General features: G+C 63.4%; 15 protein-coding genes. 2 read left to right on the forward strand and 13 right to left on the reverse strand.

The genetic code is table 11. The annotated features are described in order from the left end of the window. Nucleotides 1-8 precede the first annotated feature (8 nt). Nucleotides 9-785 (reverse strand): exodeoxyribonuclease III, encoded by a 777-nt coding sequence (gene xth, locus D5400_RS18180; protein ID WP_126011419.1) that lies wholly within the window; start codon nt 783-785, stop codon nt 9-11. Beyond that, entirely contained in the window at nt 782-1,417 is a 636-nt protein-coding gene (locus D5400_RS18185; RefSeq protein ID WP_126011421.1) for an alpha/beta hydrolase family protein, read from the reverse strand. The genes xth and D5400_RS18185 overlap by 4 nt, the downstream gene beginning before the upstream one ends. Nucleotides 1,418-1,678: 261 nt before the next feature. Here D5400_RS18185 and D5400_RS18190 point away from each other — a divergent pair, with 261 nt between their 5' ends. Then, nucleotides 1,679-2,029, forward strand: coding sequence for a DUF2200 domain-containing protein (locus D5400_RS18190; RefSeq protein ID WP_126011423.1), 351 nt, complete (start codon nt 1,679-1,681; stop codon nt 2,027-2,029). A 21-nt stretch (nt 2,030-2,050) separates the two neighbouring features. Here the strand turns inward: D5400_RS18190 and D5400_RS18195 are convergent, their stop codons facing one another. Both D5400_RS18195 and D5400_RS18200 read right to left on the reverse strand, forming a co-directional pair. Then, nucleotides 2,051-2,719: a response regulator gene (locus D5400_RS18195; RefSeq protein ID WP_126011425.1), complete on the reverse strand. Its 669-nt coding sequence runs from the start codon at nt 2,717-2,719 to the stop codon at nt 2,051-2,053. Continuing rightward, nucleotides 2,719-4,218, reverse strand: coding sequence for a sensor histidine kinase (locus tag D5400_RS18200; RefSeq protein WP_126011427.1), 1,500 nt, complete (start codon nt 4,216-4,218; stop codon nt 2,719-2,721). Before D5400_RS18200 ends, D5400_RS18195 begins: the two co-directional genes overlap by 1 nt. Before the next feature lie 265 nt (nt 4,219-4,483). Here D5400_RS18200 and D5400_RS18205 point away from each other — a divergent pair, with 265 nt between their 5' ends. Next, a complete protein-coding gene (locus D5400_RS18205) occupies nt 4,484-11,926 on the forward strand; it encodes a peroxidase family protein (protein WP_126011429.1) in 7,443 nt (2,480 codons plus the stop codon). Between the two features lie 255 nt (nt 11,927-12,181). Here D5400_RS18205 and D5400_RS18210 read toward each other — a convergent pair whose 3' ends face one another. The 9 genes from D5400_RS18210 to D5400_RS18250 form a co-directional block, all read right to left on the reverse strand. Then, complete coding sequence (locus D5400_RS18210; RefSeq protein ID WP_126011431.1) at nt 12,182-13,243, reverse strand: aldo/keto reductase; 1,062 nt, start codon at nt 13,241-13,243, stop codon at nt 12,182-12,184. 10 nt (nt 13,244-13,253) lie between these two features. Continuing rightward, nucleotides 13,254-13,862, reverse strand: a complete 609-nt coding sequence (locus D5400_RS18215) for a DAK2 domain-containing protein (protein ID WP_126011433.1) — start codon at nt 13,860-13,862, stop codon at nt 13,254-13,256. Nucleotides 13,863-13,873: 11 nt separating this feature from the next. Further along, a complete protein-coding gene (locus tag D5400_RS18220) occupies nt 13,874-14,872 on the reverse strand; it encodes a dihydroxyacetone kinase subunit DhaK (RefSeq protein WP_126011436.1) in 999 nt (332 codons plus the stop codon). Nucleotides 14,873-14,894: 22 nt separating this feature from the next. Further along, on the reverse strand, nt 14,895-15,908 hold the full coding sequence (locus D5400_RS18225) for an ABC transporter permease (protein WP_126011438.1): 1,014 nt from the start codon (nt 15,906-15,908) through the stop codon (nt 14,895-14,897). After that, a complete protein-coding gene (locus D5400_RS18230) occupies nt 15,905-17,395 on the reverse strand; it encodes a sugar ABC transporter ATP-binding protein (protein ID WP_126011440.1) in 1,491 nt (496 codons plus the stop codon). The genes D5400_RS18225 and D5400_RS18230 overlap by 4 nt, the downstream gene beginning before the upstream one ends. A gap of 64 nt (nt 17,396-17,459) precedes the next feature. Beyond that, entirely contained in the window at nt 17,460-18,455 is a 996-nt protein-coding gene (locus tag D5400_RS18235) for an autoinducer 2 ABC transporter substrate-binding protein (RefSeq protein WP_126011442.1), read from the reverse strand. Nucleotides 18,456-18,499: 44 nt separating this feature from the next. Further along, on the reverse strand, nt 18,500-20,002 hold the full coding sequence (locus D5400_RS18240; RefSeq protein ID WP_126011444.1) for an FGGY-family carbohydrate kinase: 1,503 nt from the start codon (nt 20,000-20,002) through the stop codon (nt 18,500-18,502). Next, complete coding sequence (locus tag D5400_RS18245) at nt 19,999-21,099, reverse strand: M42 family metallopeptidase (RefSeq protein WP_126011446.1); 1,101 nt, start codon at nt 21,097-21,099, stop codon at nt 19,999-20,001. The genes D5400_RS18240 and D5400_RS18245 overlap by 4 nt, the downstream gene beginning before the upstream one ends. Then, the gene (locus D5400_RS18250; RefSeq protein ID WP_126011448.1) at nt 21,096-22,079 is read right to left on the reverse strand and encodes an ABC transporter permease; all 984 of its coding nucleotides are present in this window, start codon (nt 22,077-22,079) and stop codon (nt 21,096-21,098) included. The genes D5400_RS18245 and D5400_RS18250 overlap by 4 nt, the downstream gene beginning before the upstream one ends. Between the last annotated feature and the right edge of the window lie 2 nt (nt 22,080-22,081).

Consider the following 22,081-nt stretch of genomic DNA (forward strand, 5'->3'; position numbering starts at 1 on the left):
GATCTGCTTCAAGGCGGGGATAGCCTGATCCAGACGGGCGCGTGGTCGCTGGCGCCTTCAAGCCCCCTCACCGCGCGATCGACTCCCGCATCTTCCAGCTTTTCGCGCAGGTTGCGGCTCAGAAGCAAATGGTCGAGGCGCAGCCCGGCATCGCGCGGCCAGCGCATGCGTTTGTAGTGCCAGAAGGTGTAGATGCGCTCGTCGGGATAGCAATGGCGCAGAGCGTCGAGCCAGCTGCGGCCGATGAGGCTTCGATAGGCGGCACGGCTTTCGGGCTGGATCAGGGCGTCGTCATCCCAGGATTTCGTCGGATAGATGTCGAGATCGGTCGGCGCGACATTGTAGTCGCCCGCAAGGACGACCGGCGCGCCGGATTTGCGGAGCTCTGTGGCATGCTTCTTCAGCCGGGCGAGCCAGGCAAGCTTGTAATCGAATTTGGGTCCGGGCTGCGGGTTGCCGTTCGGCGCATAGATCGAGGCGATGAGGATGCCGGAGACGGCCGCCTCGATGTAGCGGGCCTGCTGGTCGGCCGGATCACCCGGCAGGCTGCGGCGGGTCACCACCGGCGCGCCGACGCGCGAGAGCACGGCGACGCCGTTCCAGCTCTTCTGCCCGGACCAAACCGCATCATAACCCGCTTGTGCAATCGCCTCTTGCGGGAAGGCACCCTGCTCCGCCTTCAGCTCCTGCAGGCAGACGATGTCCGGTTGCGCGACCTCTAGCCACGCGATGAGATTTGGCAATCGCTTGTTGACGCCATTGATGTTGAAGGTGGCGATCTTCATGGACGCAGCATGCGCTCAGCCCAGTTTCGCGTCGTTTGGGCCAGCGTCGCGAGATGGTCGGACAGTGTGAAGCCGGAAAGCTTCTTGCGCGGCTTCAGATCGTGATCGCCGTCTTCGAGCCACAGCACCTCGATCCGATCCGAGAGCGCATAGGTCGCGACTTCCGCCCGCGTGCCGAAGGGATCGCGCGTGCCCTGGCAGATCAGCGCCGGGGTTTCGAGCCGTTCGAGATGAGCCGTGCGCAATTGCTCAGGCTTCGTGGGCGGGTGGAAGGGGTAACCGAGACACACCAGGCCGGTGACGGTGCCTTCGTCGTGGAGCTCGTCGGCGATCATCGATGCGACCCGGCCTCCCATCGACTTGCCGCCGATGATCAGCGCCCCGTCGCAGTCGAGTGCCGCCACCGCTTGGCGGTATTCGTCCTGCAACCGTTCGGCTTTCGGCGGTGGGCTGCGCTTCCCCTGACGGCGGGCTGCCATATAGCCGAATTCGAACCGCGCGACGCGGAACCCGGCCCGCACCAGGGCCTCGGTGATGGCGTTCATCGCGTCGGAATCCATCGGCGCGCCCGCACCATGTGCGAGAAGGAGCGTCGCGAAGGCGTCGTCCGGGCCCTCGATGAAAAGTGACATGCGCGATCCCCTGTTCGATGATCGCTAACGTCCAGCCAGCCTATGGGTTTCGTTCTGGCAACCGCAGCCAATCTCAAAGAAGTTGCGTTTGTTCTGCTGGCGAGGGTGCTGCGCCGTCAACATGTCGGCGTCGCGATTGAGGCTACCATCTCTGCGGGTGATCCTCATCGCCGATTGAACAGTGCACGCGGCTGAGATTTCCTTTTACTCTTGGGTCTCGACCATCAGCGGCTCTTAAAGCCGCCAATATGGGGACTGTTCATGTCCGGCCACCGCATCTTCTCGATGAAGTTCTCGAAGGTCTATCCGCTTTATGTGCAGAAGGCGGAACGCAAGCAGCGGACGAAGGGCGAGGTCGATCGGGTGATTTGCTGGCTTACCGGCTATGATCTGGCTGAGCTGGAACGGCATATCGAACTGGAAACCGACATCGAATCCTTCTTCGAGCAGGCGCCCGCGTTCAATCCGAAGAGTGCGCTCATCACCGGCGTCGTCTGCGGCGTCCGCGTGGAAGCGGTCGAAGATCCGTTGATGCAGAAAATCCGTTATCTGGACAAGCTGGTCGACGAGCTCGCGAAGGGCAAGGCGATGGAGAGTATCCTGCGAGAATGATCGCAACTGCAGGCGCGTGGCTTATCCGGCTTGCCATTCGGCAATCTGCTTCTCATAGGCCTTGGCGATGAGGGTCGCCTCGGTGCGATTGCGCACTTTGAGTTTACCGAAAATGCCGGTGAGATGTGACTTGACTGCCTTCTCCCCAACTTGAAGCGTCGTTGCCACTTCCCGGTTGCTTAGGCCCCTGGCGACGAGGCTCAACACCGAACGTTCGCGTGGCGTGAGGCTTTCCAGTGCTGTCCACTGGGGATCGACTTGGTCGCGCCGCCTTGCGCGCGCCAGAAGTGCCAGGGCAAGTTTCGGCGCCATATGCGTCTGACCGGACGCGACATTCTGGACGGCGGAAATCAGTTCGCGGGCGGAGGTGCCTTTCAGGATGTAGCCGATGGCGCCAGCCTCCACCGCATCGAAGACATCGTCGTCGTTCTCGGAGACGGTCAACATGACCACCTTGGTCTCCGGCACGGATTGCGTGATCGCCCGTGCGGCTTCGATCCCTCCTCCGGGCATGGAGACATCGATCAGCGCGATATCGGGACGCAGCCTTTCAGCCAGCGCCTCGGCTTCATCGGCGGAACTGCCTTCCGCGATGACACGGATGTGAGGATCCAGTGCCAGCGATTGGACGACGCCTGCGCGGAAGATGGAGTGATCGTCGACGACGATGACGGAAACCGATCGGGCCATTAAGCAGTCTCTTTCAGCAAGGTCATTTCAAGTCTCGTGGGCATTTGCCCGTCATGGGCGATCGTGAAGGTCCCGCCCAGACTTTCGACGCGCTCCTTGAGGCCGGAGATACCGAGGCCGGGCCGACCGTCCCATGATGCGCTGTTCTCGTTCGGCAGGTTGGATACGCTGACACGCACCGTCTCCGCATCAATATCGCAGCAGGCCGTGGTCGCCGTTCCAGGTGCATGGCGGTGCACATTCCAGAGCGCCTCCTGCAGAAAGCGGTAGACGCAGATCTTGAACGATCGCGACAGCACCGGATCGTCGATGGTGATGAACCGGTCGACCTTGTTCCCTGTGCGTTCCTCATGGGCGCCGATGGCCGCGTCGATGAGTTTCGGGACAGGCATCCGATCGAGATCGGGCAGGACGAGGCCCTGTGACATGTTGCGGATTTCGCCGACGGCTTCGACAAGCGCCCGCTCGACGTCCTCGATCATCGCCGAGCGCTCCGCGATGGACCGCGCGCGTCTGATCTGCTCGAGTTTCAGCGTTGAATAGCTGATCAGTTGAGCCGGGCCGTCATGCAGGTCAGCGCCGATACGGCGATAGGCCTTCTCCTCGCGCTCGACGAGGCGGGCGGTCGCCGATTGCACAGCATCCTTCAGGCGCCGAACCTCTTCGAGCGCACGCTCCGTTTCCTCGATGCGCTCGACCAGCCCGCGCTGCTGCGCCCGGATGATCGCGTTGCCGCGCATGACGACCGTCAGCAAACCGGCCATGACCAGCAACGCAAGCGTGACGACGAGTGCCCAGTTGCGCCGCGTCGCGAAGTCCAGTTCCTGGCGCACCGCCTCCGCACTTTCATGGATTTCGGCCACCGCGATGATCGTCCCCCCGCCGAGATCGCGGATCGGCGTGTAGATCTCGAGATATTCTTCGTCGAGTTGGCGCACCGTATGTTCCTGCGCCCTCAGATCCGTGAAGTCGGACGCGATCTCGCCTTCGAAAGCGACTGCGAGGCTGGGCGGCGGCGGGTAGCTTCGGCCGATCATCTCGCGGTGATTCGAATAGACGATCGTGCCGTCGGCTTTCCATATCTCGATGAAGGGGAATCGGTCGCGCAGCACAGGGTCGAGGAACGTGCGATCAAGAGCTTCAATCGCGGTATCCTGAAGAGCGGCAGCAACAGTGAGATCCTGCACGTGCGGCGTAACGATGCTGTCGACGAAAAGTGCGGTCGATGATGCAGCCGTGCCGAGCACGTTGCGGGTGATGAGCGTCGTGCTCATCCAGCCGACAAGCGCCGTGGTTGCGATGACGACGGCGCCGCCAAACAGCGCGAAACGCTTCGCTATATCGGCATCCAGTACCAGCATGGGTGATCCCAAGACCTGCCAACGTTCTTCTCGGGGCGCGTTTTCCCGCGCCGCCAGTGATCCGAGAAGAAGAAAGACCTGAAGTCTCGGGCTCCGCAAGCGGTCCATGGTCGAACATAGACTAGGTCTATGGTCCATGGATGACCTCCGTCATGACCGCGACGGCACAAACGCCGGAGTTGTATTCCTACGAAGCGCTACCCGATCTGCCGGACGATCAGGCGTTACGCCGATTGATGGCCCATCCTATCCTTGTCCTCACTTCGAGAACCGAGAAGTGGCGGGGCAAGCCAGCTCAAAAGGTACTCCGACGGGTCAGAATGAACGCCATTCTGCCGACGGCCCTGCTTTGTCTCCTCTCGACCCGAACAACCGGAGCTCAAGCGCTCGCGAGGAGGATACGATGGTCAAGCTGGTTCAACACGATCTGGAGTTCATCCTGAAGCAGATCAAGATCGCCGAAGCGCACAGCGCGGCGATCGATGGCAACGACACGCCGGCCGAAATTGCCGCGAAGCTCGCGTCACTCGTCAATGGCGCCGGTGGAACGCCCGGCGGCGTTCTCGGCCAGACCCAGGCGGGCCTGATGCCGTTCGGCCTGCGCACGGTTGACGGCAGCTTCAACAATTTCATGCCGGGCAGCGAAATGCTCGGCTCCTCCACCCAGTTGATGGACCGACTGCTCGATCCGGTGTTCAAGCCCGCGGAAGGTTCGCCGGCTGGCCTGCATGCACCCGGCACGCCGGCAGGAGCGCCGACATCCTATGCCCAGCCGAACGGGATCGTCTACGATTCCCAGCCGCGCGTGATTTCCAACCTGGTTGCGGATCAAACGCTCAAGAATCCCGCGGCCCTCATGGCTGCGCTGACCGTCGAGGGTGTTCCCAGTGCGCCGGCGCTGGCGATCGTGCAGCAGGTTCAAAGCCTGCTCGCTGCCGCCGAAGCCGCGCACGCGGCGGTCGATACGGCCGATACGGCGGCCGACGCGGCAGTTGCCGCGGCGCAGATCATCGTCGACGCAGCGACAGCCACCGAGGCTTCGGCGCAATCGTCCTATGATGTTGCGCTTGCCGCCAAGCAGGCCGCCGATGGTCAGGTGACATCCGCCCAGCAGGCACTCCAGAGCGCTGTCACGGCGCGCGACACCCAGGCTGCCGAAGTCACCGCGGCCGATACTGCCGCTGCAGCCGCGCTGGCCGATCGCACCGTTGCTCAGGCGAACGCCACGGCGACCGAAGACGCCAAGAACGTCGCTTCCGCGAATCTCGCCCTCGCGACCAATGCCGCCCAAGCCGCATTGGCCGCCTTCCAGCAGGCCCCGACTCCGGCCAATGCTGCCGCCTTTGCCGCAGCCAACGAGGCGCGGGACGATGCCGCCCTTGCCTATGAACTGGCCCTCGACGCCGATCAGGCAGCCGACGAAGCTCTCGTTGCGGCGCAGGCAACGCATGCGACGGCGCTGTCGACCCTTCAGGCCGCTATCGCCACGCAGTCGACGCTGGCTGCAGCCGTGGTCAGCGCGCAGGCAGCGCTTTCCGCAGCTGAACAGGCGCTTTCGCAGGCAACGGCGACGTTGACAACTGCCACGAGTGCACTTGCCGCAGCCGAAGCTGCACTGGCGGACGCGCTTTCCGATCTCGCGGCCATTCCGACCGGTACGGCAGCCACTGCCGCCGCCCAGGCTGCCGCGGATGCTGCGGACCAGGCCGTCATCGACCTCGTCACGTCGCATGGCGTGCAGATGGACGGGATCAATGTGCTGATCCCGAACGTCGCGGCCGATCTCGGCGATACCGCGCCCTATAACGGCTTCTTCACGATCTTCGGCCAGTTCTTCGATCACGGGCTGGATCTCACCACCAAGGGCGGCAGCGGCCAGGTGCTCATCCCGCTCCATCCGGACGACCCGCTCTACGGCAAGGGTCCGACCAACTTCATGGTGCTGACGCGGGCGACCAACCAGCCGGGCCCGGATGGCGTGCTCGGCACAGCCGACGACATCCGCGAAAATGCCAACGAGACGACGCCTTGGATCGACCTCAACCAGGTCTACACCTCCAACGCCTCCCATCAGACCTTCCTGCGCGAATATGCGCTGGTCAACGGAAGAGGCGTGGCCACCGGCGACATGCTGGAAGGCGGAGCCGGAGGCCCGCCCACCTGGGCAGACGTCAAGGCACAGGCAAAAGCGATGCTCGGCATCGAGCTCAAGGACGCCGACGTCAACAGCGTGCCGCTTCTGGCAACCGATCTCTATGGCGAGTTCATGCGCGGCCCGAACGGCTTTGCCATGGCGACGATCGGCGTGACTTTTACGGTCAACGGCGCCGTTGTCGGCCGCACGGCCTTCGTCAAGGAAGGGCATGCCGACGGGCTGCATCCATCCGAACTCACTCTTGCCGACCTGACAGCCGCCGGGATCACCGTGCCGGCTGGTGCGAGCGTCGCCTTCTCGTTTGCTTCGGCCGGCCGAGCATTCCTGAACGACATCGCGCACAATGCAGTGCCGACAACCAGCACGGGTGCAGCGCTTCCGGCCGATGCAGATACCCTGACCGGAAACAGCGTTGCCGTAGGCACGCGTGCCAATAACCTGGAATACGACAACGAACTCCTCGATCGGCACTTCATCGTCGGCGACGGTCGTGGCAACGAAAACATTGCGCTCACGTCCATCCACACCGTGTTCCATGGTGAGCACAACCGGCAGGTCAGCGAAATCAAGGCAACGGTGCTCGCTTCGAACGACCTCGCCTTCATCAACGAATGGCTGCTCGACGGCCACAAGCTTACCGCGCTGCCGGCAGCCGGCGCCGATCTCGTCTGGGATGGCGAGCGGCTGTTCCAGGCGTCACGCTTCTCGACAGAGATGGTCTACCAGCATCTGGTCTTCGAGGAGTTTGCTCGCGCCGTCGCGCCGCAGGTCGACGCTTTCCTCTTCTCGAACTCCATCGACATTGATCCCTCGATCAGCCAGGAATTTGCGCAGGTCGTCTATCGCTTCGGCCACTCGATGCTCAACGAGAAGGTGGATGTGTTCGGCATCGGCGGCGATGCCGCCAACCGTGACGATCCGGGCCTCATCGAAGCATTCCTCAACCCGGTTCTGTTCGACAGCTACGGCGCCAACGCCGAGGAGGCAGCCGGCGCGATCCTGCGCGGCATGGGTCGCCAGCGCGGCAACGAAATCGACGAGTTCATGACCGATGCGTTGCGCAACAACCTTGTCGGCCTGCCGCTCGACCTTGCCGCCCTCAACATGGCGCGTGCCCGTGAAACCGGCATCCCGTCGCTGAACGAGGCACGTGCGCAGTTCTACGCACAGAGCAACGACACCTATCTGAAGCCTTACGAGAGCTGGACGGATTTCGCCCAGAACATCAAGAACCCGCTCTCGGTCGTCAATTTCATCGCGGCCTACGGCACCCACAGCACCATCACCAGTGCGACCACGGCCGAGGCGAAGCGCGACGCGGCCATGAAACTGGTGCTCGGCGGAAACGGCGCACCGGCCGACCGGCTCGACTTCCTGAACGCGACCGGCGCCTATGCCGGCGGCAAGCTCGGCGGCTTGAACGACGTCGATTTCTGGATTGGCGGGCTTGCGGAAGCCAAGATGGCGTTCGGCGGCATGCTGGGCTCCACCTTCACGCTGGTCTTCGAGAACCAGATGGAGCGCCTGCAGGAAGGCGATCGCTTCTACTATCTCAGCCGCGCCCAGGGCCTGAACCTGCTCAACGAACTGGAAGCGGACTCGTTTGCGGAACTGCTTCGCCGCAACACCGATACCGAACACAGCGGTCTGCACGTCAATGGCGCAGCCTTCCAGACTGCGGACTTCATCCTGGAAATGGATCAGTCCAAGCAATGGAACGCCGGTCTCGGCTCAGCCGATCCGACATCGGAGGATCCGATCCTCGGTGGCATGCTGAGCGGCGGAAACTCGCTCGTTCAGCGCGGCCCCGGTTCCATCAAATTCCTTGGCGACCAACATGTGGTCATCGGTGGCACGAACGGGAACGATAAGATAACCGGCGGCTCAGGCGACGATACGCTCTGGGGCGAAGACGGTGACGACGATCTCGAAGGCGGCTTCGGTGTCGACCATCTCTTCGGTGGCGCCGGCGACGACCTCATAACCGATCGCGGTTCCGACATCGGCGAGTTCGACGTCATCCACGGCGACGAAGGCAACGACGTCATCAATCCCGGCATGGGCATCGACCTCGTCTTCGGGGGCGAAGGCCAGGACTTCATCTTCGGGGGCACCGAGGACAAGCACATTTCCGGCGGGCTCGGCAACGACTTCATCCGCGGCGGGGAAGGCTTCGGCTTCCTGCTCGGCAACGAAGGTGACGACTGGCTTGAGGGGGGCGACAGCTTCGATACGCTCGCCGGCGAAAACTCAGAACTGTTCTTCAACTCCACGATCATCGGCCACGATGTCTTGAACGGGCGCGGCAACGACAATGACTACGACGCCGAATCCGGCGACGACATCATGTTCCAGGGGCCGGGCATCCAGCGCAACAACGGCATGGCCGGCTTCGACTGGGCCATCCACAAGGGCGATGCGACTGCCGCCAACAGCGACATGAACATCTCCATCTTCACCAACCAGCAGAACAACATCCTGCGCGACCGGTTCGACCTGGTGGAAGGCCTGTCGGGCTGGAACGGCAACGATACACTCACTGGACGTGACGTCGTCATCGGCGCCTATGACGCCAATGGCAACGGCACGCAGGTCGACCCGACAGCGCCGCTCGACAGCTACTCCAATGCGCTGCTGGCCAAAAACCTCGGTTTGATTTCAGGGCTGGATGCACTGACGTCGCACCTCGTACGCCAAACGGTGACGGTTGCAGGCAGGACAGAAACCATCGTCATGGACACGACCGAAGCCGGTGACATCCTGCTCGGCGGCGCCGGCTCAGACGTGATCCGCGGCATGGGCGGCAACGACATCATCGATGGCGACAAGTGGCTGAACGTCCGGATCGCCTTCACGCACAATGGCACCGCCTACACGACCGACGGCCTTGGCGAGAGGGTCTATCTCGCGTCCGACTATGTCTCTGGTGCACCGCTTGCCGGAGCCGTGGCGGCTTTCGGTGGCAAGACACTCGACCAGCTGATGTTCAGCCGCACCGTCAACCCCGGCACGCTCAACATCGTCCGTGAAATCGTCGATGGCGGTAAGCCGACGGATGTCGACGTCGCGGTCTACTGGGATGTTCGAGCGAACTACACGGTCACGCGGAACACCGACGGCAGCGTGACGATCGAGCACACCACAGTCAGCGATGCCGTGGTCGATCCGACCACAGGGCGGGCGCTGGAGTCCGACGGCACCGACCGACTGTTCAATATCGAGCGGGTGCGGTTTGCCGATGGCGAAGTCGCCATGAGCGTCATCGCGCCTCCGCCGAACATTGCCGCGACCGGAGCCCCGATCATCATCGACCCCACGCCGACCAACGGATTGGTGTCGCCGACGGAAGGCGTGCAGATGACGGTCAATACCGCCGGCATTCAAGACGGCAACGGCCTCGGCACCTTCAGCTACCAGTGGCAGCAGTCCTCGAACGGTGGGCAGACCTGGACCAATATTCCCGCTCTCCAGGGTGGCACATCCGGCAGCTTCACGCCGAGCGACGGCCTGCTCGGCCTCGGCAGCCAGGTCGGCAACATCCTGCGCGTCGCAGTCAGCTTCACCGATGGCAATGGCTACAGCGAGACGGTCTTCTCCGGACCGACGCAGGTCGTCGGTGATAACTGGACGGGCATCCCGCTGCTCAGCACAACCTTCAACGGCACTGCTGGCGATGACATCGCAAATGGCGCCGATGCCGGATTTTTGGCCAACGACACCATCAACGGCAATGGCGGCAACGACATCCTCAACGGACGTAACGGCAACGACACGATCAATGGTGGCGCCGGCGACGATGTCATCAATGGCGGGGCCGGCACCGATCGGATCAACCAGCTGAGCACCGACGGGCGCGATCGCATCGATGGCGGCGCCGGGACCGACACCTACGCACTGACCGGTGTGGCAGGAGCGGAAACCTTCCGGATCTACGCCATGACCGGCGGCCAGAACGCTGGTCTTGCTGGTTCGCTTGGGACGAGCTTTGCAGCAACGACGGAAATCGTGATCACCCGTACCGTGAGCGGCGTCGAGAGCGTCGTTGCCGAACTCGACAACATCGAGGAAATCATCGTCAACACGCTCAATGTGACGGCGAACAATGGCGGCGGTCTGGATACCGGAACCACTGGGGGCGACACGATCGCGGTTTTCGGCAATTTCAACACGACGAGCCTGAATTTCTCCACCATCACCATCGATGGCGGCACCGGCAACGACACGGTGGACATTTCAGCCCTCACTTCCGCCCACCGCATCGTGTTCCGCTCCAATGGCGGCAGCGACACGATCATCGGCGCACTCCGGCCGCAGGATGTGATCGAGCTGCCCGCAGGCACCACGATCGCCGACTTCGGTGTGGAGATCGACGAGAGCGGCGTCACGACCCTGACCGGTCCCGACGGGCGCTCGATCTCCTTCTCCGCTCCGAATGGCATGCCCGGCTTCACGGCCTTGCCGTCACACGACGATGAGGATGAAGACGAGGACGAGGATGATCACGGCCAGGGCAGCGGCGATGAAGACGACGACGATCAGGACGATGACGACGATCACGGCCAGCACGATGATGATCATGACGACGAGGATTGCGACGAAGACAGCGACGATGCCGGAGCCGGAACGGGTTCGGGGACTGGCGCGGGTACAGGAACGGGGACTGGTACCGACTCCGGATCGGGCAACGGCACAGGCAGCGGCGTAGGGGCTGGGTCGGGCAGCGGATCCGGAACCGGCACAGGAACAGGCACTGGCACCGTTACGCCTCCGCCTCCTCCGACCACGCCGAGCGTACCGCCTGTCGTTGTCATCGGCGGGACAAATCCCGGCGAGATCATCGGCACGGAAGGCGCCGATATCCTGGTGGGACGTCCGCAGGCCGATACGATCATCGCGCTTGGCGGCAACGACACCATCACGGCCGGCGACGGTGAAGATGCGATCTTCGGTGGCGATGGCGACGACATCATCCATGCCCATGGCAACCAGGACGACGTCTTCGGCGGCGCGGGCAACGACCGGATCGATGCTGGCTGGGGCCACGACACGGTCTATGGCGAGGATGGCGACGACGTTCTCATCGGTGCCGAAGGCAGCGACAAGCTCTTCGGCGGCGCGGGCAAGGACCTGTTCGTCGCGACCGTTGGGGATGATGCCGACATCTATTGGGGTGGCGAAGGCATCGACACGATCGACTACGCCGCACTCACCGAAGCCCTGACGATCAATCTCGGCAACGGTCTGAACGAGCGGGGCAGCGTGACGACGGCATCGGGTGTCCGCGACGTCATCTATTCCATCGAAAACGCGATTGGCGGGGGCGGCAACGACACCATCATCGCCAGCGACGCGATCAACGTGCTCGACGGTGGGGACGGAAGCGACACGTTCCGCTTCGTTTCGGCGAAAAGCGCCAATGGCGACACGATCGTCAATTTCCAGCCAGGCGATCGGATCGACATCTCGGCGATCGACGCGAATGTGATAGCCGGCGGCAAGCAGAACTTTTCGCTCACCAGCGGCACGACCTTTACCGCCGCCGGTCAGATAACCTTCGAGCACGTGATCCGCGACGACGGTGAATTCACGATCGTGCGTGGCAACATTGATGCCGACAACGCGGCTGAATTCGAGTTCGGCCTGAAGGGTCGGATCAACCTGACGGAGGACGACTTCATCGGGCTCAATTGAGCCCGCCGAGACTGCCTGCCGGCAAGAAGCGCCGGCAGGTCGATAGGCGGTATCACCGGCCTTGTGCGTGTGATTGGAGGAACTAGCCCTTCAGGCTGCGGCAGCGATAGGTCGCAGCGCTCCGGTTGCCACGCTTTCCCCCTGTCCGGTGATGCCGCCGCCCCGTTTCACATCGACTTGGCCGCAAGGCCAAGTTCGTGTTTTCAGGGCAGCGCAACGCCCGAAGCCTCCCCGTAGACCAGACGTCCCAAAAGCTCAGATCTTGCCCAGATCGCGATAGCTGTCGTGCAGCGCCCAATCGGCGGGGCTGAACCGGTCGGCTGCGAAATTGTGCTGGTGCCAGTAGGGATAGATGTAGGGCGGGCGGCTGACCTGGTTCAGGCGTTCCAGTTCCTCCGGTGTCAGTTCCACCGAGGCAGCGGCGATGTTTTCCTGAAACTGCTCCGGTGTCAGTCCGCCGGTGACGAGCGTTGCGATACCGGGACGCGACAGCGTCCATGCCAGCGATATCTGTGCTGCCGTCAGCGAACGCTCGGCGGCAATCTCGCGCAGAACGTCGACGATGGCCCAAAGGCGCTCCTGGTCGCGGATCGGCGGCTCGGACCAGCCTGCGGCCTGACGCGAATCCTGCGGGAACGTATCGCGGGTGAACGCGCCCGACAGGAGACCGGCCGCAAGCGGCGACCAGATCATCACGCCGACGCCCTGGTCCACCGCGATCGGCAGAAGCTCGTATTCGGCCTCGCGGGCTTCCAGCGTGTAGTGGATCTGCTGGGCCGCGAAACGCGGCAGGCCGTCTCGTTCAGCGATGCCGAGGGCCTTCATCAACTGCCAGCCGGCATAGTTCGAACAGCCGGCGTAGCGGATCTTGCCCTGCGCCTGCAGAGTTTCGAACGCTGAAAGTGTCTCTTCGAGTGGCGTGAGACCATCCCATTCATGCATCAGATAAAGATCGATGCGATCGGTGCGCAGGCGCTTCAGGCTGCGCTCGCACTCGCGGATGATGTGATAGCGCGAAGCGCCCTCGTCATTGATCCCAACGCCGATCTTCATGCGCGCCTTGGAGCAGATCAGCACCTCGTCGCGCTTGCCCTCCAGCACCTCGCCCAGGATCTCTTCGGAGCGCCCGAGTGAATACATGTTGGCGGTGTCGAAGAGATTGATGCCACCGTCGATGCAGGTGTCGACGAGACGACGCGCTTCCGCGACGCCCTGATTGGCGACCATGGCAAAGTCACCTTTGCCGCCGAAGGAGAACGTCCCCATCGCGATGGCGGAAACCTTCAGGCCCGAGCGGCCGAGCGTGCGATACTGCATGTGGTGTTTCCTATTTGGCCGCTGGAACGGCTGCTTCGACGATGCGAAGAAACGCCAGTTGGCCGGGGTCGTCGAGTTCGGCGCTCTTTTCGGTGAACATGCGGGCGCGGCCGAGCTTGCAGGGTTTGCCCTTGAAGTCCTGCAGCGTCTGGCGTGCGGCGGCGACGGCCTTGGTGCCCATCTCGGCGGAGTCGGCGCCTTCGATCGCCCTGACACAGGCATCGAGGCTGTCGAGCACCGACTTGGCGCCGAGCTCGCCCTTGCCGCGCGCCATCATCGCGTCCCGCGCTGCAGCGACCAGCGCCGGGATCGCGGAGGCATCAAGGCTTTCGGAGCCCTTTGCGCTCTTGGCAGCCGCCATGAAGCCGGTCGCGACCAGCGTGCCGTAGGAGGAGGACGACACGCGCTGGAAGGCTTTCGAGCATTCCAGGAAGGCCATGCCGAGATCGCTGGGAAGGTCAGCCTCCGCCGCCGCGGCGAAGCCCTTGGAGACCGTGATGCCGAGATCGCCGTCGCCGAGCTGGCCGTCGGCTGCATTGAGTTCGGCCGCAGCGGCTGCCGCGCCTTCCGCCACCCGCTGCAGGGCAGCCTTGAGACGTGCGCTATCAAGTGTCGCCATGCTCTTCGCCCTCACCCGACGCGCCAATAGGCACAGGCAGCCGGCGCCTTCAGGTAGCGTTCGAGCTCTTCATCCAGAGCGATTGTCGTGATTGTGGCGCCGGTCATCTCCATCGAGGTCGCGTAGCGCCCGACGAGCGGCATGACGATCTCGGCACCGATGTCGTCGAAGCGCTGCTTGACCTTGCGGTACATGATGTAGAGCTCTTCAAGCGGCGTGGCCCCGAGCGAATTGACGAGGACGGAGAGCCGGTCGCCCTTCGAAAAGGGATGATCGGCAAGGATGCGGTCGATCATCTCGTCGACGATCTGGTCGGCCGGGCGCAGCGCATCGCGCCAGATGCCGGGTTCGCCATGGATGCCCATGCCCATTTCCATCTCGTTCTCGCCGAGCTCGAAATTGGCCTTGCCGGCCTGCGGCACGATGCAGGGGGTCAGCGCCATGCCGATCGACCGACACGCATCGGCGGCCTTCTGCGCCACGCGCGTGACCTCATCGAGATCGGCTTTCGTGTCGGCACAGGCGCCGGCGATCTTGAACGCATAGATCATGCCGGCGACGCCGCGGCGCTTTTCCGCCTCGTCTTTGCCGGCGGACACGATGTCGTCGGCCAGAAGCACGGTCGTGGTGCGAATGTCGTTTTCCATGTCGACCATTTCGCCGGCCATGTCGAAATTCATGACGTCGCCGCCATAGTTTCCGTAAAGCCGCAGCACGCCGGCGCCGCCATCGGCATGGCGGATGGCGCTTGCCATCTGCTCGGCGGACGGGCTCGCGAACACGTCGCCGACGGCGCAGGCATCGAGGAAGCCCGGGCCGACATAGCCGGCGAAGACCGGCAAATGGCCCGATCCGCCGCCGCTCACGATACCGACCTTGCCGCTCGTCGCGCCCTCCGGCCGCGCGATCACCCGCCGCTCGGGCTGGGCGTAGAACTCCGGATGCGCGGCAACGAAGCCCTCCAGCATCTCCTCCACGTAATCAGCCGGATTGTTCAGAATCTTCTTCATGAGTTGGGCTCCTTCCCGAAATTCAGACCGCTGCCTGTGCCAGGCGCTCGCGGCGCTTGGCCAATCGATCGATGACGATCGGCAGGCCGGTGCCGATGATGATGAGCGCGCCGACGACGACGCGCTGCCAATAGGACGGCACGCCGGCGCTCAGCAGCGACGTGTTGATCATGGTGATCAGAAGCGCGCCGAGCAGTGTGCCCGTGACCGTGCCATGGCCGCCGGTGATCCGTGCGCCACCGAGCACGACGGCGGCGATGACGTTCAGTTCCATGCCTACGAGATCGAATGGGTTGGCCATGCGCGACAGCGTCATGTGGGTCATGCCGGCGAGGCCGGCGATCGCACCGACGATCACGTAGATGAGCACCTTGGTGCGGCCTACCTTGATGCCGATCCGTCGTGCGCCCTCCTCCGAGCCGCCGATCGCGTAGATGGCGCGGCCGAACTTCGTGAGATTCATGATGATCGCGACGAAGGCGGTGACGCCGACAAGCACGACGAAGGACAGCGGCAGCGAAGCGAGCTGGCCGACCGCGTTCTCCATGCGCACGATCATCGTGCGAGCGAACGAGATGACGTTGCGCGGCACGTTGGTGATGTAGGTCGTGCCGACGAATGTCAGAAGCGCGCCGCGAAACAGGCTGAGCGTGCCAAGCGTGACGATCAGCGTCGGCAGCCCAAGCCCGCCGATGAGGATGCCGTTGACCAAGCCCAGCGATGCGCCAATGGCGGCACTGACGACGAACAGCGCAATGATCGGCACGTCGAAATCAACACCGAGCACAAGCGACATCGTCGTGTACATGGCAAAGGCGCCGATCGCCGGAAACGAGACGTCGATGCCGCCCGAAGCCAGCACCATCATGACGCCGAGCGCGAAGATCGCCGTCACCAGCGAATTGCGCAGCAGATCGATAACGGTCGCCAGCGACAGGAAATTGGGATTGATGAAACCGACGACGAGCGCGAACAGCAAGGCTGCGATCAGCACCACGCTTTGCGGCGACATGAACATGCGTGTAGCGGCATTCATCGTGCCGGTGCCTCCTCGGTCACGGCAAGCGACAGCCGTTCCTCGTCAATCTCGTCGGCCGTGAACTCACCCGTGATCCGTCCGCGTACCATGACCAGGATGCGGTCGGAAAGCGCGAGCGCTTCGCCGAGATCGTCGGTAACGACGAGCACTGCGGTGCCGCTCTTGCGCAGATCCAGCAGAATTTCGTGGATCTCGCGCTTTGAGCCAATGTCGACGCCGACCGTGGGGCCGTTGAGGATCATCAATTCGGGGTTGCGTTCCATCCAGCGTGCGAGAACGACGCGCTGCTGGTTGCCGCCGGACAGGGTCGCGACCGAAGGTTCGATGCCGGGCGTCTTGATACGCAAGCGCTTGACGGCCTCGCGCGCACGCTCGCGCAGCGCTGAGCGATCCACGATGCCGGATTGCTTGAGGGACGCAACGGAGATGTTGTCGCCGATCGGCTGGTCGAGGAACAAGCCCTCCGTCAGGCGATCTTCGGGCACATAGGCGATACCGGCGTCCATCGCTTCCAGCGGTTCGCGGAAGCGGCGAACAGTGCCTTTGAACTCGATCGCGCCTTCGTCCGGCTCGATCTGGCCAAAGAGCGACAGAGCCAGTTCCGTGCGCCCGGAACCGAGCAGGCCGACAAGCGCGACGATCTCGCCCGGCGCGATCGATAGATCGACATCGGAATAGACGCCATGGCGCGTCAGGCCACGCGTCGCCATGATCGGTGCAGCGCGTGGCGCAAGTTCGCGCGGCAGACGATGGGTCTCGATATCGCGGCCGGTCATGTCGCGGCCGAGGCGATCGGCGTCGAATTCGGCCGCATTACCTTGAGAGACGACGCGGCCATCGCGCAGCACGGTGATGGTGTCGCAGAAGGCGAAGATCTCTTCTGTCTTGTGGCTGACGAAGAGGAAGGCGACCCCGTCCTTTTTCAGCGCCTCGATGATGCCCTGCAGGCGCTTCACTTCGCTGCGCGTCAAAGCGGTCGTCGGTTCGTCCATGACGATGATCCGTGCGTCATTGGCAAGCGCACGCGCGATGGCGATCAGCTGCTTGGAGGCGACCGGCAAAAACTCAACCGGCTGCGACGGATCGATGTCGACACCCATGCGCTTCAGCGTGTTGAGAGCAAGCTGCCGATCGCTGCCACGTTTGTGCCAGCGCTCCCCATGGGCGACATTGCGCAGGAACGCGATGTTCTCGGCCACGGTGAGATTGGGGAAGAGCGAGAAGTCCTGATAGATCACCGACAGTCCGGCATTGATCGCCGCCGCCGGATCATTGGAAAGCTCCTGGCCGGCGATGCGGACCGTCCCCGCATCCTTCGGCACCACGCCCGACATGATCTTGATCAGCGTCGACTTGCCGGATCCGTTTTCGCCGGCAAGGCAGCGCACTTCGCCCGCATGCAAGGTCAGCGCCACATCGGCGAGCACGCGAACGGGACCATAGGCCTTGTGAATGCCGTCGATCTGCAGAACGGGGTCGGACATCGGGGCTCCGAGTCAGATTGGTGGTACGGGGCCGCCGCGGATGCGGCAGCCCCTTGTTGTCCGCTTAGAAGTCGTATTCGTCGAGATTGTCGGCGTTCACGTCGACCCATGCCTGGCCGTAGATGACCTTACCGTCGACGCGGACTTCGTTGTAGCCTTCCACGCCGAGATCAGCCCCGGTTTCGATCGTCTCGCCGTTCAGGGCCTTTTCGGCCAGCACGTTCATTGCGTAGCCGGCAAGAGCCGGATCCCAGAACGAGATGAGATCGATTTCACCTGTTTCGACATACGGTCCCGCAACCGACGGCAAGCTGGTTCCGACGATCGAAACTTGGTCGGAGAGACCCGCTTCCTCGACGGCGAGTGCTGCGCCAACCACGTCTTCACCGGCCGAACCCTGCATGCCCTTCAGGTTGGGGTAAGTGCGCAGCAATTCGCGCATCTTCTGGTATGCGGTCTGCTGCTGCTCGGCAGATTCCTGCTTGCCGCCGACGAGCGTCATGTTCGGGTAATTTGCTTCCTGGTAGGCGATCGCGGCATCGACCCACTCATTGTGCGTCACCGATGTCAGATAACCGACAAATACGGCATACTCGCCCTCGCCGCCCATCTTCTGCGCCAGCGCCTCCATCAGGTGCTCACCATAGGCGGCATTGTCGAAGGCTTCGAGATCGTAGGTCACGTTCTGAAGCGTCGCGCCTTCATGGCCGATGACGACGATGTCGTTTTCAAGCGCACGCGCCAGAACCGGCTCGAGCGCCTGGGGCGAGTTCGGCACCACGGTGATCGCGTCGACGCCGCGGGCGATCAGATCTTCGATGAGCTGAACCTGAAGGGCGGCGTCAGCCGTTGCCGCACCGACCTGGGTGGCATTGTTGCCAGTCGCCTCGGCATATTGCTGCACACCCTCTTCCATACGATTGAACCATGCGATGCCCGACAGCTTCACGACGGTGACGATTTCGCGGGTGTCCTGCGCATTGGCAGTGATCGCAACGCCACCTGCCAGGACGGAAACGGCTGCCGCTCCCATCAGCAACTTCTTCAAACCAAACGCCATGTTCACTCTCCCTGTTGTGGCCTTTCGGGAAGGCCGTTCCCCATTCATGCGCTGCGCTCGGCGTGCATGAAGCTCCGCGTCGCCTCGTAGAGGCCACGATATGTCTTGAACCCGTCGTCATAGAGCGGCGCCAATGTGCGGTTCGCATCGATATGCCCGGCGGGTGGGTTCCATGTGTCGATGTCGCCCTCGCTGGCCGCGCCGGTGCCGATCGCTGCAAGGAAGGCGCTGCCGTAGCTCGCTCCGAAGCTTTCGCGGCGCAGCGTCTGCGCGCTGCCGGAAATGTCGGAGACAGCCTGCAGCCATACGGCGTTGCGCACACCGCCGCCGACAGCGGTGATCGCGGAAGGTGCGTTGCCGGTTCCGCCATAGGTTTCCAGCACGTGCCGGACGCCATAGGCGATCCCCTCGAGCACCGCGCGGTAGATGTCGCCGCGCTCATGCGTGAGATCGAGGCCGAAGATCATGCCCTTGGCATGGGGATCATGGATTGGCGTGCGTTCGCCCGAGAAATAGGGAAGCACGAAGAGCCCGTTGGCGCCTGCCGGCGTCGCGGCCGCCTCCTCGGCAAGCATTCGCATCGCGTCTTCAGCCGGCAGTTCCCGCGCAAAGCGATCGCGGAACCAGTGCGTCAGCGTTCCGCTCGTTGCCAGGCCGGACATGATGGCGTGGCGGCCCTCGAAAAGCCATGGTGCATACCACAGGCGTGCGTCCTGCGACGGCTTGTCGATGACCATGATGATGAAAATGGTGGAACCATACATCAGCATCATCTCACCGGGGCGCGAGACACCGACGCTCAAAGCCTCGGCAGCTGCATCGATCGTGCCCGCGATGACGGGCGTGCCCTCGGCCAGACCGGTTTCCTCGGCAGCCCATTTGGTGACGCGGCCGGCGATATCGGACGACCAGAGAAGCCGCGGCAGGCGCTCGCGCTCGACGATGCCGTCCATGAGATCGTCGGCCCAGTCGTTGGTCTCCACGTCATAAAGCGGCGAGAAGCTTGCCGCCGAATAATGATCCAGCACACGTTCGCCGGTCAGCCGCTCGACGAGGAAGGTGGAGGAATTCACGAAGCCGGCGGCCTTTTCGTAGATCTCCGGCCGGTTGCGCTTCAGCCACAGGATCTTCGGCCCCACCGACTGCGACGTCAGACCGTTGCCGGTGCGCCGCAGCAGCGTCTCTTCGCCGATCTTTGCGGTGAGATCTTCGATTTCGGCATGGGCACGCGTGTCGACGCCGTAGAGCACCGCGTTCATCAGCGGCGCGCCCTTCTCGTCCACCGGAAGCATGCAAGGTCCGATGCCGCTTGCCCCGACGCCTGCGATTGCTGATGCGGGAAGCCCGGACGCCGCGATCACCTCGCGCGCGATATCGCGAAATTCCTGCCACCAGGTCTCCTCGGCATCGTGTTCGGCCCAGCCGGCGCGCGGCACGATCATGCGATGTGCACGGCGGGCCGACGCCAGGATCACGCCCTCGTCCGACACGACTACGCCTTTGGTCTCGAAGGTCCCGATATCGATCCCGAGGAAGGCGCGGCTCATGTATAGCTGTCCCGGTCGAGATCGAAGCCGGTTCCCATGCGGATGATGGCCCCGGTGACCAGCGCGGTCAGCCCCTCGAGATCGCGCATGTCGCAGACCTCGAGCGAGGTGTGCGTGTAGCGGCTGGGGAAGCAGAGATCGACGCAGGCGACACCTTCGCCGACCAGCTGGACGTAGGAGGAATCGGTCAGCGCGCCGACATGGGCGGTATGCTGCAGCGGGATTCCGTCTTCGCTGGCCGTGCGTTGAACGGCGTCGACGACCGCCGGATGTGGGATCGTGCCGTTCAGCGTGCCACGTCCATGGAACGAGTAATGCGAGATCGCCGGGCCCTCGCCCATCACCACCTCGCCGCGATGGGCCATGTCCGGGGTATCCGACGTCAGCACGAGATCGAGCTGGATTGCGATATCGGGCTTCAGCGCCTGCGCTGCGACCATGGCGCCGCGCAGGTTGAATTCCTCAAGGACGGCGAAGACGAAATGAATAGTCGGGCGCGACGCTTCGTTCTTCAACCGGCGTGCGGCTTCAACGATGACGGCGCAGCCGGCCCGGTCGTCGACCGACGTGCCGGCAACGCGGTGCTCGCCGAGATCGAAGACGTTGGGCTCGTAAACGACCGCCGTGCCGATCTCGATGCCGAGCTTGCGCACGGAGTCGGCGCTTTCCGCGCCTATATCGATGAAGAGCTCGGCGTAGGGCGTGACCTTGTACTTCTCTTCCGGCGGGGTGGCGTGGTGGCTCTTGTTGGCGATGATCCCCTTCACGTCGCGGCCCTCACCGACGCAGAGAAGAACGCTCTGTGCCGGCAGCGCCTTCTCGGGAATGCCGCCGAGCCGCTCGACGCGGATCAGACCGCTCGCCTCGATCTTGCGCACCACAAAGCCCAGCTGATCGGTGTGAGCAAACAGCATCACGCTCGGCGCACCCTCGTCGCCATCGAGCGTCGCGATCAGGTTGCCGAGCGTATCGGTGCGGCAGTCGAAGCCTTCCTTTTCCATAAGGGCGCGCAGATGACGGCGAACCCGGTCCTCGTGGCCGGAAAGGCCCGGAATGAGCATCAGGTCGTGGAGGTCTTTGCGCAATTGCTGGGTCATGTCTGCCGTCTTGAGATGAGCGTCCTGAAATCGCCCAGCCGGCCTTCCGCTATGACGCGGATCGACATGATGGCGATGAGCAGGCCGCCGAAGAAAAGGTCACGGGTGAAGGCCGTGAAGGCGAGGAAGTTGAGGCCGGACGAAATGAGCTGCAGCGTGATCACCGCAAGCACGACGCCCATGGTGGACCCGACGCCGCCGAATGGGCTGACGCCGGCGAGAATGTTGATGAGGATGACCAGGAGCAGGTAGGACGCTCCGTAATCGGCGGTTGCCGAATTGGCGCGCGCCAGGATCACCAGACCGGCGATCGAAGCGATGACGCCGGCGGTCGCGTAGATCTTGATGACGAGCTTGCGCTCCTGAATGCCGACGAAGCGTGCCGCAAGCGGATTTGCGCCATAAAGCCTGGCGCGCATGCCGGTGGCGGAGAAGCGCAGGAAGAGGCCCATGCCGATTGCAACGATGGTGAAGACGATCAGGGGCACCGGCAAAAACCCGCCGATCGACCAAGTTCCCCAGGCGCTATACCAAGCAGGCAGGCCGGTGATCGATGGCCCGCCGGTGATGACGATCGCGATGCCGCCGAAGAGTTGCAGCGTACCGAGCGTCGCCAGGATCGGAGGCAATCGCAGATAGGCGATGAGGCAGCCGTTCAAGACCCCGCAAGCGAGGCCGGTGAGGAGTGCGGCGGGGATCGCCAGCAACGCGTATTCGGGCCCTGCCCTCAACAGGAGTGCCGCGACGATCGATGCCAGATTGGCAATCGCGACCACCGACAGATCGATGCCGCCGGTGATCATTGCCGGGAGCAGCCCAAGCGCCAGCAGGCCGAACTCCGGGAATTGCGAGCCCATCGAATTGAGATTGGCGCGCGAGAGAAAGTTGGGGGCGTAGAAGGTCAGCGTCACGAAGATCGCCAGCGCGAGAACGCCCAGGCCGATCGTGTATTGGGTCGTCGTGTCGCGCCTGGCATTCATGC

It is taken from the genome of Georhizobium profundi (assembly GCF_003952725.1).
Taxonomy (GTDB): domain Bacteria; phylum Pseudomonadota; class Alphaproteobacteria; order Rhizobiales; family Rhizobiaceae; genus Georhizobium; species Georhizobium profundi.